The sequence below is a fragment of the Paenibacillus massiliensis subsp. panacisoli DSM 21345 genome, from assembly GCF_000426545.1.
Lineage (GTDB): Bacteria > Bacillota > Bacilli > Paenibacillales > Paenibacillaceae > Paenibacillus > Paenibacillus panacisoli.
The window spans coordinates 351,148-365,559 of record NZ_KE384535.1 but is presented as its reverse complement, the minus strand read 5'-3'; the positions used below and the strand labels follow the sequence as shown (position 1 = coordinate 365,559).

At 48.9% G+C, this 14,412-nt stretch carries 10 protein-coding genes and 1 other annotated feature; of the genes, 2 read left to right on the top strand and 8 right to left on the bottom strand.

Annotation, left to right across the window (positions count from 1 at the left end; translation table 11 throughout):
• Positions 1-43 precede the first annotated feature (43 nt).
• Both K331_RS0127015 and K331_RS0127010 read right to left on the bottom strand, forming a co-directional pair.
• Positions 44-1,657 carry an extracellular solute-binding protein gene (locus K331_RS0127015; protein WP_028592730.1) on the bottom strand — a complete coding sequence of 538 codons (1,614 nt, stop codon included), beginning with the start codon at positions 1,655-1,657 and terminating at the stop codon, positions 44-46.
• 233 nt (positions 1,658-1,890) lie between these two features.
• Positions 1,891-4,506, bottom strand: coding sequence for a beta-L-arabinofuranosidase domain-containing protein (locus tag K331_RS0127010; protein WP_028592729.1), 2,616 nt, complete (start codon positions 4,504-4,506; stop codon positions 1,891-1,893).
• A gap of 236 nt (positions 4,507-4,742) precedes the next feature.
• On the opposite strand from K331_RS0127010, the gene K331_RS0127005 reads away from it, so the two are divergent.
• Positions 4,743-5,597: an AraC family transcriptional regulator gene (locus tag K331_RS0127005; protein ID WP_028592728.1), complete on the top strand. Its 855-nt coding sequence runs from the start codon at positions 4,743-4,745 to the stop codon at positions 5,595-5,597.
• Between the two features lie 214 nt (positions 5,598-5,811).
• Here K331_RS0127005 and tyrS read toward each other — a convergent pair whose 3' ends face one another.
• The 6 genes from tyrS to K331_RS0126975 form a co-directional block, all read right to left on the bottom strand.
• A complete protein-coding gene (tyrS, locus tag K331_RS0127000; protein ID WP_028592727.1) occupies positions 5,812-7,071 on the bottom strand; it encodes a tyrosine--tRNA ligase in 1,260 nt (419 codons plus the stop codon).
• Between the two features lie 157 nt (positions 7,072-7,228).
• Positions 7,229-7,468 (bottom strand) — a binding site (T-box leader).
• Positions 7,469-7,543: 75 nt separating this feature from the next.
• Positions 7,544-9,616: a serine hydrolase domain-containing protein gene (locus K331_RS0126995; RefSeq protein WP_028592726.1), complete on the bottom strand. Its 2,073-nt coding sequence runs from the start codon at positions 9,614-9,616 to the stop codon at positions 7,544-7,546.
• Between the two features lie 141 nt (positions 9,617-9,757).
• Entirely contained in the window at positions 9,758-11,047 is a 1,290-nt protein-coding gene (locus K331_RS0126990; RefSeq protein WP_028592725.1) for a sensor histidine kinase, read from the bottom strand.
• On the bottom strand, positions 11,044-11,787 hold the full coding sequence (locus tag K331_RS0126985; protein ID WP_028592724.1) for a LytR/AlgR family response regulator transcription factor: 744 nt from the start codon (positions 11,785-11,787) through the stop codon (positions 11,044-11,046). Before K331_RS0126985 ends, K331_RS0126990 begins: the two co-directional genes overlap by 4 nt.
• A 285-nt stretch (positions 11,788-12,072) precedes the next feature.
• On the bottom strand, positions 12,073-13,125 hold the full coding sequence (locus tag K331_RS0126980) for a threonine aldolase family protein (RefSeq protein ID WP_028592723.1): 1,053 nt from the start codon (positions 13,123-13,125) through the stop codon (positions 12,073-12,075).
• Positions 13,126-13,132: 7 nt separating this feature from the next.
• The gene (locus K331_RS0126975) at positions 13,133-13,555 is read right to left on the bottom strand and encodes a MarR family winged helix-turn-helix transcriptional regulator (protein WP_036635985.1); all 423 of its coding nucleotides are present in this window, start codon (positions 13,553-13,555) and stop codon (positions 13,133-13,135) included.
• 345 nt (positions 13,556-13,900) lie between these two features.
• Here K331_RS0126975 and K331_RS0126970 point away from each other — a divergent pair, with 345 nt between their 5' ends.
• Positions 13,901-14,278 carry a VOC family protein gene (locus K331_RS0126970; RefSeq protein WP_028592721.1) on the top strand — a complete coding sequence of 126 codons (378 nt, stop codon included), beginning with the start codon at positions 13,901-13,903 and terminating at the stop codon, positions 14,276-14,278.
• Positions 14,279-14,412 lie beyond the last annotated feature (134 nt).

Here is a 14,412-nt window from a genome sequence, read left to right as displayed (position 1 = left end):
TACCTCCATTCAGCACGAATTGTAGGCGGGAACGATCCTCAGGTTATTGCTTACTCTTATACTCATCGTAGTATCGCTGCATGATCTCCAGATTGGCCACCAGCCCGGTCCGCTGAGCATCTGCCACATACGCATCCCATTGCTCCTCAACGCCGCCCTTCGTAATCCACTCCGACCATTTGGCAATAGCCATACTGATGAATGACGTATTATTAAGTGCCATCATGCTATTATCCTGAGGTGCGTATTTCAGAAAGACGCCAGGCATCACATCATTGTCCAGATCAATCGCATCAAGGGCCGGCTTGAGCGGCTCGGTCTGCTTGCCTACCGATTGCATATCTGTGCCAAGCGTCAGCTTCAGATCGTCCGCAATGTACATAGGGCCATTGTCTGCCCAGGTCGAGGTCCATTTCCAGGTACCCGGGTCCATGGCGCTGTCCTCTGGCGGGAGTATAGTATAAGAACCATCGCCGTTATCCTGAATGTTCGTGCCGAGAGATCCGAACAGTACCTGCATGCTCACCTTGGGATCATATAGCTCATTAATGAAACGCATGGCCGCCTCTTTACTTGGTGAAGTAGCTGACATCTGAACGGTGTTCACTCCATAGTTCAGAGAATTGTAATCATAGCTCCACGACATCGGAGCCGTCGAATCGGCTGACACCTTGAGTGGTGCCAATGACGTATATTGCGGGCTAACCGCATTGCCGAATCGGTCTGATACCTCCCACCCGAAGGTGTATCCTACCTTGGCGGTATCTCCCGAGCCACGTGCCACGGATTGATACTTGGTATAATCCTGCGTGAATACCTCAGGGTTAATCAAGCCCTCGCTGTACAGCTTATGAAGGAACTGCACCAGCTCCTTGTATCGTTCGTCGATGAAGAAATTTTTGACTTGGCCATCCTCCATGAAGTATCCCATGCCGCCGTTATCTGTCAGAGTGATTCCCTGACTTCCGAGTAATACGATCGGCATGAACGCTCCGAAGCCTGTTTTTCCAGTCGGTGCAAAATCCATCGGAATCTCATCATTCGGATCACCGTTCCCATTCGCATCCTGTTCTTTGAAAGCCTTCAGCACGGTATGCAGCTCATCCCATGTGGTCGGCGTCTCCAGTCCCAGACGATCCAGCCACTCCTGGTTGATGAACTGTCGGGTTGTTGTCTCAGGCCAGAAGCGTTGATATTTGGGGAGTCCGTAGATTTTGCCATCCACCTGTGTAGCAAGCGCCTTCGTCTCGGGCTTGGCCTCGAACATAGCTTGGACATTCGGGGCATGAGCCTCAATCAGACCAGTCAAATCCTCGAAGAGACCTTGGAATTGGGCGAAATCAGCATCTGTAATGGAGTTCACACCAACGATGAGATCGGGGATGTCGCCACTGGCGAGCAGCGCCCCCTTCTTCTGATCCCAATCTGCTGATATCTCCTGCCATTCAATTTCTACACCAGCCCGTGCCTCCGCCTCCTTCAGCCATTCCATCTTATCGAGCTGCTGCGTAAGCGGGTGCTTAATCATAATTGCCTTCAGTTTCACCTTCCCATCCGGCGTGAGCTGTGGCTCAGCCGACTCCTGGCCCCCACCGCAAGCAGACAGTAACAAGCTGGTCATACATACTACTAGCAAGACGATGAACATTTTTCGCATAAGCTGCTCCTCCATTGCTGTAAAATGTACACATTATAGATTGAACTGGAGATGCTGAGAGTTCGAGTGCTCGCAACTGCGGTGAACATTTGGAGCTCCGGCCGCTGTTGTCTCCAGATTTCTTCCATGGAAACGGCTTTTGGCCGTGGAAATCCAGAGACAAAGGCGGTCGCTATCCCTCCTCCACTTCCAAACGTCCCCTCCGTTGCCCACCCTTCCTCAATAATACAGGTTCAATTTATATACGGTTCTCTCTGAATGGTTATCAGGTAGCTTCTCTCGGAAGTGAAATCCTCCGCTACCACTCTGACGACTAGCTCTTGACGTTCACCAGATAGCTTCACAGTACGCATAACAGATTCATCAATCAGAGTGCCATCGACATAGATTAGTGCATGATCATTCTGTGGTACAAAGCTTGCTTGCAGTGCCTTAACATTAGCTCCAATGGTCAAGGTATAGTCATTAAGCTCAGGTGCGAAGGCTGGAGACAGTGTTCCTTCATTAAATAGCAGCTGCTGCAGAGCAGCCTCAGCGTCAAAGGCTCTCATCGTTCGTAAAATATGATAAATGCTGATCTCTGTGTCAGAAGCTGCGAAGGTAACTTTCACATGCTGCGACGCTAATCCTTGCTGTTCCAGTCCATCCTGCGTCATACTGATATGATCTGGCAGGAGATACATCTTCTCCGTCAAAGTGCGAGTGTTGGTTCGCGGAATGTGCTCCCGCAGCCAGAAGTGATCATTCAACCGGATCTCCATCTCTTGAGCTGTATGGGCAGTATAATACAATACCGATAAATAATTAGGCTGCTGCGGCTCTACTCGCATCATGTAGCTGAACCAGCCACCTGTATCCGCTTTGCGCAAGCTGTAGCCGTCCCAAGTGCCTGCGGAGGTACGTTCCCCCTGCACCTGATGCTCAAGCTCATACTGATCATTTCCCACGGGGAGGCTATCAACGGTCGCCTTCACCATTCGGCGCTCAGCCTTACTACGCTTGATATGCTGCTGCAATTCCGTTGAGTCAGGCTGCACCAGATGCCAATAAATGCCGTATCGCTCCCGATGCTGCAGATAGTGCGGGGTAAATACGAGACGTTCATCGTCATCGGTATGACGCAATCTGAAGGACAATTCCCCCTTCTCCTGCACCAAATGCTCAGGCAAGCGTGTAAGCCACTCGGCAGGCGTCATGCCAGCTTCCAAAGTGATGAAATCCTTCATTGGCATATGCCGGGTCGGAACGCTCACCATGACTCCAGTCGCGGAGGTACTCAGATCCTCCTGTCCCAGCGCAGCGCTGAGCACTACTGGACCATAGCGAAATCCAACCGCATGCTGTGCATCAGGCAACGCTTCATAGGTAATGCTCATCGGCAGCCTGATGCGTACCTTATCGCCATCGGTCCAGATCCGCTTCAGCGTCAGCCATCCCTCATGGGGTGTGAACATCACATTCTCTCCATTGACCTCCAGCTCCACAGGTGCAGTACTCCAGTACGGTACCCGCACATGAATAGAGCATTCAGCCTGATGCCCCTCTTGGGCTTGAATCTGCAACATGATCTGATCCGAGGTTGGTACCCGTGCATCTACATGCACCTTCAGACCTTCCGTCTCCCAGTCCACTGTCGAGCTCATGAACTGTGTAATGTATAATGCATGCTCGCCTTCATAATACAGACTGTCATTCAGCTTCGTGAAGCTCTCCATTCCCGTCCCTGTACAGCACCAGAAATGCTCAAATTCAGAGCTGTATACCTTGAAATATCCTGTAGCCATTGGCTGAAAATACATCGTCATGCCCGTCTCGGGATGCTGAGAGGATAGAATCGCATTACGGAACGTATTCTCGTAAAAATCAGCATACTTCATATCGCCCGTCAGCTTGAACAGCTCCCGGCTCAGCTTAAGCATGTTGTAGCTATTGCAGGTCTCACAGGTGAATGCCGAACGCTTCGCATCCAGTTGATCCGGTTCACCGAAATGCTCCCATTCACTATTGCCTCCTGTCATATAGCTATGATGCTCCACCACCATATCCCAGAAGCGTGCGCTAGCCTCCAGATAGAAGCTCTCTCCAGTAAGCTGGTAGCGATGCAGTGCACCAAGAAATTTGGGTATCGTCGTATTGGCATGCTTCCCCTGAAGAATATCCCGTCCCTGCTGTACTGGGTGGAATAAAGTCAGTTCATCAAAGCGATGGGCAGCTTCCATATGGGATGGTTTGGCGGTAATGCGATACAGGTGGTACAGTACATCGTTCATCCCTCCGTATTCTACAGCCAGCACCCTATTGTGAATCTCTTCTGTCCAGCCCAATGCCCGATTAGCAACCCAATCGCCTAGCCGATCAGCCAAGCGGTATGCAACCATATTCTGGGTAGCGTGATAAACTGACACAATTCCTGCTATAATCTTATGCATAGTGTACCAAGGTACCCATGCAGGCTTTCCATTCTCTACATGATCGAATAGCATTTCGGGAAATGCAGAAATGTATCCGTTTTCAAATTGACACACCTCTAACTCTTCCACGATATACACGAGCCGCTCATGCAGGTCAGTATCTTGAGTCGTGGAATAGGCTTGTGCTACTGCCGTTAAATAATGTCCTAGCGTATGGCCGCGAATCTCTGTGCTTTCCCAGCCAGGATAAGGCTCAGCCTTGGGTGAAAGTCCCCTGTTCGTTCGAAATGAGGACAATAAGCGATCTGGCTCATAGCGGCGTAAGTAAGCCAGCTCTTTATCAAAAGCGTTGATACAATATTCATCCTGCAGCCGGACCTGAGCGAGCCGTAGGTCCTTGAGCGGGACGTCTAACAGCGTCCCCTGGACGTTTGCCATAAGCGCTCCACACTCCTGTCATCTTTCTCATGCGTCTTACAGATCTCCCCGTCGGGTGACGTAAGGTTCATTCGATAGTACAGCATAGTCATTTGCCATGGCTTGTCGTCTGACCAGACTCATGCTTACGATATTGTGTTCAGCCGGCTTAGATCTAGATTAGCGTGATTTGAAGCCTGAATAAATAGGGCAACGTTCGAATTAGTGGCAAAAGGTTAGAAAGGATGGTGAAGCAGATGTACAGCTACGAGGTCAATATACAATCTCCGGTGCACATGACGATGACGGGGAAATTCTCTGCTCCCACCGCAGCTTGGCAGCATATGGAGCGTGATCTCACTGATTATGAACTGATTATCATGACTCAGGGCTGTCTGTATCTGGAGCTCAATGAGGAGCGATTCGCTGTCGAGCGTGGGGAATATTTGTTCATGCCACCGTATATGCGCCAGCGAGGCTTCAAGCCTTCGGATTGCAGCTTTTACTGGCTTCACTTCTCACCGAATCATGGCATGATCCGAACAGATCAACCCTTACACTCCCTTTCCTCCAGAAAAGAGGCTACCATTACACTTCCGCAGCATGGCACTCTCAGAGACCCTGAGAGACTCATCGTCATGATGAAGCAGCTACAGGATTCCGTAAGAAGCTACAATGAGCAGACCCTAAGCAACTATATGTCTACGGTGATTCTTTGTTCCCTTTACAATCAGCTGCTACAGCAGGCCCCTGTGGCAGACGGGTCCAAGCAGACACAGCTGTACAATGATATTCTCGACTACATCAAGTGGAATTGGCACGAAAATATGAAGGTGTCCCAGATCGCTCAGCATTTCGGCTATAACGAGAAGTACTTGTCACATCTGTTCACCACCATGGGAGGAGTCTCACTTAAGCAGTACATTTTGCAGCAGAAGATGGAGGCTGCCAAGTTCCTGCTTACAGATACGAACAATAATATCGGCGAAATAGCTGCTCAACTGGGGTATAAAGATGCGCATCACTTCATGAAGTATTTCAAGAAGATCGTCGGCCTGACACCTACGGACTTTCGCAATGCCTATGCCAAGCGATTACTCTATTATGAGTGATGAAGCCGGCACCTGCAGCAGCTAGAAGAGCAAAGATCCCGTAACAAAAGACATATAAAGCAGTAGAAGGACTAAAAGCCAAATCGCTGCTTTCAGTCCTTCTACTATTCAACATGGGATACAACTATATAGAATCTTACTCACAGGTACCCGGCTTCTCGATCTTTTCAGCTACCGAGTTTCTGATTTCTCAGGCTCTTCAGCGCTTCATTGTTTAGCCTAGCTTCACCAAGCTGTAGCTCTTCTTGCCTTTACGCACGATAATGAAGCGGCCACCGATCGCTTGCTCGGCTGTAATCTCCACGGCAATATCACTTACACGTTCGCCATTGATGGAGATCGCTCCCTTGGTAATGTCCTCACGCGCCTGGCGTTTGGATGGCTCGATGCCAAGGTCCACCAGCCAGTCCACGATATTCTTTGCGTCTTTGGACGCCTCGTAGGTAGGCATTTCCTTGAAGCCCTGTTCAATTTCATCCGCTGTCAGGGAACGAATATCACCACTGAACAATGCAGCCGTAATCCGCTTCGCTTGCTCCAGCATCTCTTCTCCGTGCACGAAGCGAGTCATTTCCTCAGCCAGCATCTTCTGCGCCTCGCGCTTATGTGGCTCCGTCTCGACCTTCTGCGCCAGCTCATCAATCTGCTCCTTCTCGAGGAAGGTGAAGTACTTCAGGTATTTGACGACATCCCGATCATCTGAGTTCGCCCAGAACTGGTAGAATTCATATGGTGTCGTCTTCTTCGGATCAAGCCATACTGCTCCACCAGCTGTTTTGCCGAACTTCGTACCATCTGCCTTCAGCATCAGCGGGATCGTCAGGCCGAATGCCTTGGCTTCGGCTCCTTCTTTCTTACGGATGAAATCCAGACCACTTGTAATATTCCCCCACTGGTCCGATCCACCAATCTGCAGCTGTACATCCTCATTTCTGAACAGATGCAGGTAGTCCAGCGATTGCAGAATCTGGTACGAGAATTCCGTGAAGGAAATACCGCTATCCAGTCGGCTAGACACGACATCCTTGGCCAGCATCGTGTTGATGCTGAAATTCTTGCCGTAGTCTCGCAGGAATTCGATCACATTGATCTTGTGCGTCCAATCGTAGTTGTTTACCAGACGGATCTGGTTGTCGCCTTCCGTCACGAACAGCTTCTTCATCTGTGCTGTGAGAGCATCGACGTTAGCCTGGACCTGCTCCAAGGTCTGCAGAGAGCGCTCTGTCTGACGACCACTCGGGTCCCCGATTGTACCTGTCGCGCCGCCAATCAGAATAACAGGACGATGGCCCGCAAGCTGGAAGCGCTTGAGCACCATGAACGGAATCAAGTGACCAATATGCATACTGTCGCCGGTCGGATCGATTCCACAATATACGGAGACGGCTTTCTCATTCGCTAGGGCTCTTAGCCCTTCTGCATCCGTCTGCTGGTTGATGGCATCGCGCCATTCAAGTTCATCAATAATATTCATGACCTCATCCACTCCTTCAAATTGTCACGTTCACTTATAACGAGTCTCCTCCCTGGTGTAAGGCATGTTGCCCTAACAGCCCGAGAGAGTTGCTGCTGATGTACAGCTTGCGGCATTTGTTGAAAGACAAAAAAATCGTCCCTACGTCTATTACAGACATAGGGACGATTATATAACCGTGTTACCACCCTGATTGCATCCAGCACATAACGGAGGTCTAGCTTACCGCATGATTAGGATACCACTCTTCTGCGAGTTAACGTTCGCAGCGTCCGCCCAGGGTTAACCGGGATACTCCAGAGTGTAATTCGCGTGCTTCATGTGTACCGGGTCTCATCTACCCCCGGCTTTCTGGAACAGGGATCAAGCAGCTACTGGGCTCTTTCAACGCATATCGTGTATAAGATTACAGACAGTATAAGTGAAACGGCGAACCAATGTCAACCAATGCGCATGTGTGAAAATTGCGTACTCATTTGTCTTTCAGCTCAAGCTCAAATGTGCTGCCTGGATTCCCGCCAAACACAATCATTCCTTTGCCAGGAAGCTGAACTGTAGGATGGTCACTGATGACGGAGGAATGAAGCATAAGTCCCTGCTCATCATAGACAACAAAGTTTCCGCCTTGTGCTGCATTAACGGTCAGGACGCGACCTGCTGTTGTATCGCCCAACTTGAACCATTGTGCATATCCAGTAGATGGAATCGTCACTGTTGATGCACTATCAATCTTCAGTGGATCAATGGCATCCTCTCTGATGTAACGATGTCCTCTCATGTCCATATATTCCGTCTGGTCCTGCTGCGTGAAGCGAAGATGATACGTATCTCTTCCCAGCATGACGGGAATCTCCAGGACATTTAGTGCCTGATTCGCATCCACAATCTTGTTGCCATTGGCATAACCGTCAGCGACAACAAGCTTCTGCGTGGTAACTTCAGGACTCAGGAAAAATACGGAGTTGATCTTCTCGTCCAGCACATAATAGGTCTTACCGTTACGCTCATTCCATACGCTCTGATCCGAAGTTTTCACTGGATTGGCCGGCAGCTTTTGCGCCTCAAAATAGGACATGACCGTCTGGCCGATCGCACCAAAATCCAACGTAGCATTCACTTGCAAATATTCGTTGCCATTGCTGGCACGCTCGAAACTGATGCTGACTTTGCCATCAGGGCTCGTGAATCGTTTCTCTCCTGTGTATACATAGGTCGCTGCGGGGATTAATCCGTCCATCAAGGCTGGCAGCGTAACCTCCCCATCCTTTACGAGAATATCCAGCGTCGTTCCCATTGTTCCATACAACCCGGAGTGTGAAGACATTTCAGCAGGCATGGCTTCTTTCACAGGCGCTGCGAGTTTTGCGTTATCAGCACTTGTGATTTGGGCCTCTTCCTCGACCTTGATCTTTCCTTTCTCCTTCAGCACCTCCATCAAGACACTGGAAGCGAATATATTGTTATAAAAGGATGATCCTCCTGAGGTAACAACAGCCATGGACAGCTGCTCCTCAGGCAATGTAATCAATACGGAATGGTACAGAACGGTATCTCCACCCTTGGATAGCGCTGTAATACCGTAATCACTGAATGGCGCAAGCCGGACGGCATCCCAGCCAAGGCCATAGTTGAAAGTGTTACGTTCCTCGCTTACCCATGCTCCTCTGCGATACTCTGGATATTGCATCGCAGCTGCCGCCTGCTTGGACAGCATATCGGGTCTATTTCCGATCAGCACTTCAGCGAATTTCGTTAGCTCCTCGGCCGTAGAGTATAGGCCACCGGTGCCGAGTACATTCGTGCTCTCAATGGGAAGTTCTGCATCCAACCCAGGAAGAGCTGTGCTCGCCAGTCGTTCCCGATCGAAAGCATTCAGCGGTGTTTTGGTAGCACTCAAGTTAAGCGGCTTACTAATGTGAGTATCCAGGAATTGTGTATAACTCATACCACTTACCCGCTCCACCATAATTTCCAGCAGCTGAAATGAATCATTGCTGTAGACCGAGAATTCACCAGGATCGGATTTTAGATCTTCTGTTTTCAGTTGTGTCAGTAGCTTGTCATGTGCATACGTGTCCGTATCATCGAACAATATTGAATTTTTGTAATGCATGCCATGCAGACCGGATGAATGATTAAGCAGCATCCGTGGAGTGATGCGCTTATAGCGTTCATCTGCCATGCTGAACTCTGGAATGTAGGTGGTGAGCGGTTCATCCAATTGGATCTGACCCGAATCTACGAGCATCATGGTTGCAGCAGAAACGTACATTTTGCTGACAGAGCCGATGCCAAACATCGTGTCCGGTTCAATCTTCACCAGTTCACCCTCTGCCCCTTTACCGAACCCTTCTGATAGTGTATTCGAGCCATGATCCATAATGGCATACTGTACACCTTGCACACCATAGTTCGCAATGAGCTCCTCTGCCAGGTCGCGAGCCGCCTTTTGTATGCGATCATTGCTCTCCTGAGCGGTAATAACAGGGCCTACGGGCATGGCGAATAACAGAATTGCCATCAGTGCCAAACCGAATTTCTTCATCCTTACTCCTCCTCTTCTGAACTATGCTTTTTACATGCATCCATCATATGTCAGAGTACTATGCCTGGAACAAATTTAACCTTGAAATGACGTAAAGAATCCCTGAACAGCATCCTGTCCAGGGATTTTTTTGTATCATAACTATGGAAATGGAATAAAAACCATATTATTAAAGATCCTCTGTTCACTCTCGATTGTCATGTTCCCACCGTAATGCTCACAAATACGCGCGATGTTCGTCAGGCCAATTCCGTGGAATTCTGCATCAGGCTTTTGACTAATCAGGTCAGGCGCTGGTTGCTCCATTTGATTGCGGATGTGGATCATCAGGGCCGACGCAGTCGAATGAATTTTGATCACCATGTGGCGATCCTCTGCTAATCGGATACGTTTGGATGCCTCAATGGCATTATCCAGCATATTACCGAGCACGACACACAGATCATAACGTTCAATGGGCAGTTCATGCTCATGAAGCTGAAGCCTGGTATCGATACGAATCCCGTTGGCTTGCCCAATCTGGAGGGTATTGGTGACTAATGCATCGATAACGAGATTGCCAGTGTTCACACGCTGATAGGCATCCTCAATTTTATGTAAAGTAGTACGAATATGCGCCTGAGCCTCCGCTGGCTGATTGCGTTTCAGACATTCCTCTATATACAGAAACTGTTGATTCGTATCATGGATAATTCGCTTGATATTCTTGAAGCTATGAACAGTCTTCTCATAGTTCGCATCCTGATAATCCATCTGCTGTTGAAGCTGTTCCTTCTCATGAAGCAGCTGGAACTTCTCGATAATATTATCGAACAGGTACACAATCATGACGTTCAGGAACAAGAGCCCACACACGGATATCAGATAATATACATTTTTCTCGCTGTTGGAGGATAGGACATTAACCTGAAAGATGCTAATTAACGGCACGCTCAAAAATAACAAATAGTAGCGATTGTGTAGTGGCAGGCTCCGGCGCCTCGCCATCCAGCGTATTACCCCAATGACTGCAAACATGATAATGCAGCTCAGCAGCAACGTAATTCCACTAGTTAACAGTACATATTGCCCCTGAAAATCAGGATAGCTGGAGTACTTCATATCCATAGCTGGATACAGAACATAAAGTGTTCCCATATGCACGATCGTAATCAAAACACTGTATAGGATGGAGAACAGAATTTTTAGCTTCAGCTCGACACGGTATGCTCCGGTCATGCTGAATATGACAATTAGAGCCATCAGAGATGCTACAGCGGATGGCAGATCAAGCTGCAGATACAGCATGTCCAGCACCACAAATACAGCACAATAGATCAATCTGGTTGGCTTGCGCGCAGCTTTTCCGAATACCGAGTCATAATACAGATTTAGCTGAAAACACATGACAAGTGCAACACAAAGATGAAGCAGCAGGTAGTATCCGTTCATACATCCATACTCATGACCATGAATTTGGTGTAGGCATCCTTGACTTCCTTGAGCTTGGATCTGCCGATCGGAAGCTCTGCTCCGTTAGACATCAGCACTCTTCCGCTCGTGAATTTCCTGACATGGGACAGATTAATGACAATGGACCGATGGATCTGTAGAAAATGGTGCTCTTTTAGCGCAGCTGCATAATTGGATATCAATCCTCTGCTCTCATGGCTATCTTTCGTGGTGACAAATTGCAGCTGGCCTTTGATCGTTAGACTCGCCACGGCTTCAATGGAGATGATGTCGTCATGCTTCAGCACCAGCTCCTCGGATGCCGACTTGATGACCAGGAGCCGATGATCCATTCTCTGGAGATAGTGGCACAGCTTAAGCATTTTCTCTTCAAAGACCTCTATCTCGACTGGCTTGAGGATATATTGAAATGTCACAACGTCGAAGCTCTCCAGCATGTATTCAGCATAGCTCGTCAGGAATACGATCTGCTCATCGCGTCTCCCGAGCTCCCGAATGGCCCGTGCGGTATCAATCCCACTCAGACCTGTCATTTCAATATCCAGAATGAGAATATGAAAGGAGGCATCTCGCTGTTGATAGCGCTCCAGGAGCTGCTCTCCCGAGCTAAACTCCTCAGTTGCGAACTCTACGCCCGACTTGACAGACAGACCCACTAGCATGGTCTTGACCCGCTCCCTTTGTCTTTCTTCATCATCACAGATGGCTATACTATACATGAATGTATTCCTCACTTCCTGAAGCTGTCTATCTCCAACAGTATACAATGAATGGGCCGTGTCATCCTCCATAAAATTCCTTCACACACTCTCCAGCGGTGGAAATGGAACGCCAACAGCCGCAAAGTTAACGGTCAACATCTACCATTAACTTTGCGGCTGCAAGGTCCATTTTAACACGATCTATGTCCATTTAGCGGATGGAGTCCTCGTATGAAGCGGCTTTGTCTGTATATTTATTGCTTCGTTCAAGGTGGTCGCCCGCCAGTAGTATCAGCGAATCATTTAGCCTGCGAGACTTTGTGAATACTGCCGGATATCCCGGATCAGTTGCTCGACATGCTCTTGTCTCGTTGCCCAACTCGTACAGAAGCGCACGGCACTATGTGCCTCATCAACCTTCTCCCAGAATGAGAAGCTGTACCGATCCCGCAAGAAGTCCAACAGATGGTTAGGCAGAATCGGGAATTGCTGATTCGTTGGCGAGGCATACCGGAAGGCGATGCCCTCCGCCTTCAGGGCATCCTGGATCATCATGGCCATCTCCACAGCATGTCTGGAAATATCCAGGTACAATCCGTCCTCGAACAGCATCTCGAACTGGATGCCGAGTAGCCTTCCCTTGGCGAGTAGCCCGCCTTTTTGCTTGATGAGGTACCGGAAATCGCGCTTCAATTCTTCTTTCAGGATGACGACAGCTTCGCCCAGCAGCGCGCCTATCTTGGTGCCACCAATGTAGAAGACATCACACAGACGAGCCAGATCGGCAAGCGTCATATCACAATCACGGGCAGCCAGCGCATAACCGAGACGAGCACCGTCAATGAATAGCGGAAGCGCATGCTCACGGCACACCTGATACAGCGCCTCCAGCTCAGTCTTGCTGTAGACGGTCCCATTCTCGGACGGCTGTGAGATGTAGACCATTCCTGGCTGTACGCAATGCTCCGCAGTCGCATCATTAGCATGTGCCTCATATAGCTCCCGCACCTGCTCTGCCGTTATCTTTCCATCATCGCTTGGCAACGTAAGCACCTTGTGCCCAGTCGCTTCAATGGCACCCGTCTCGTGAACCGCGATGTGGCCGGAAACCGCAGCAATGACTCCCTGATGAGGGCGCAGAATGGAGGAAATGACCGTCAAATTCGTCTGTGTTCCCCCCACCAGGAAATGAACATCCGCATCCTCACGCTCACAGGCCTGACGTATGTAGCTCCTTGCCAATGCACAGTGCTCATCTGTCCCGTAGCCACTCGTCTGCTCTCCGTTCGTCTCAACCAGACGTGTCATAATACGCTCATGTGCTCCCTCTGTATAGTCACACTCAAATCTAATCATCGTATGCTCACTTCTCCCTCTTATCCAGCTTCTCCTGTATTTTCATTATGGAGGCATGTATCTCTCTGATATCTTCCTCACTTAATCCGCGCATCAGGAGTAGGATCTGTTCGTCGGATCGCTCGTTCAGTTCGTGATAGAGATCTAATCCCTTCGGTGACAATCTCAACAGACTCACGCGACTATCAGCATCAGAATTTTGCTTGATGAGATATCCAAGCTTGCACAGCTTGGTGACGATACGACTCATATAGCTTCGATCAATCGCGAGCGCATCGACAAGGCTGTTCGCAATACACTCACCTTGAATGCCAATCTCAATAATGACCCGTGCCTCTGCCCAGGAATGTCCTGTGCCCAGAATGTGTCTGTCCATGACTCCAAGCGTATTGGTGTAATAGCGGTTGAAGCGTCTGATGTCTGCGATCATGTCCCTGCTGATCTGACCAGCGTCGATGATGATCCCCTCCGTTCTTTTTGTGGACTTAGTCAACTAATAGTGTAGTTAGATAATGTGGACGTTGTCAACAATAATTCATCTAAAAATATATCTAGTACATTCCGTCATCAGGACTGGCCTGCGATATCAGGCTATGAAATGCTATTGGTGAAGATTACATGATATAATCGCGAGGAGGACAAGCTAATAGAAGACGTCTGATGCTTGACTGGTATGTTCCTTGCAACTTGTAATACTCATACTAGACAAGCTTGCAGAAGCTGCTTTTAGCTCAAGCCAGAGCTGCAGATCATTTTAACGGGAGTGATGGAATCCATGATTCACAAGCTAGGTCAAATTATGTTGTATGTGAATAATCAGGATCAAGCCGTACAATTCTGGACAACCAAGCTGGGATTCAATGTAGTATCAGAGGATCAAATGGGTGAGATGAGATGGATCGAGGTTGCTCCGTCAGACTCTGGCACCAGCATTGTGCTTCATAACAAAGAGCTTGTAGCCAAGATGTCCCCAGAATTGCATTTGGGCACTCCTTCCCTCATGTTCTATTCCGACAATCTGGAGGAGCTTTATAGAAGCCTGTCCACTCAGGGAGTCACCGTTGGTGAAATGGTCGAAATGCCCACGGGCAAAGTTTTTAACTTTGCAGATGACGAGGGCAATTATTTTGCAGTCATGGAGAAAAAACAATAGCTTGAGGCACATTCGGACTTGAACCGTAGGAGTACACATCAACGTAAGAGCAGCCATATCCTAACTACGCAAATATATGAAAAAGACTCCGGACCCATGAGAATGGATTCGGAGTTCTTCTGCTTTGATATTTA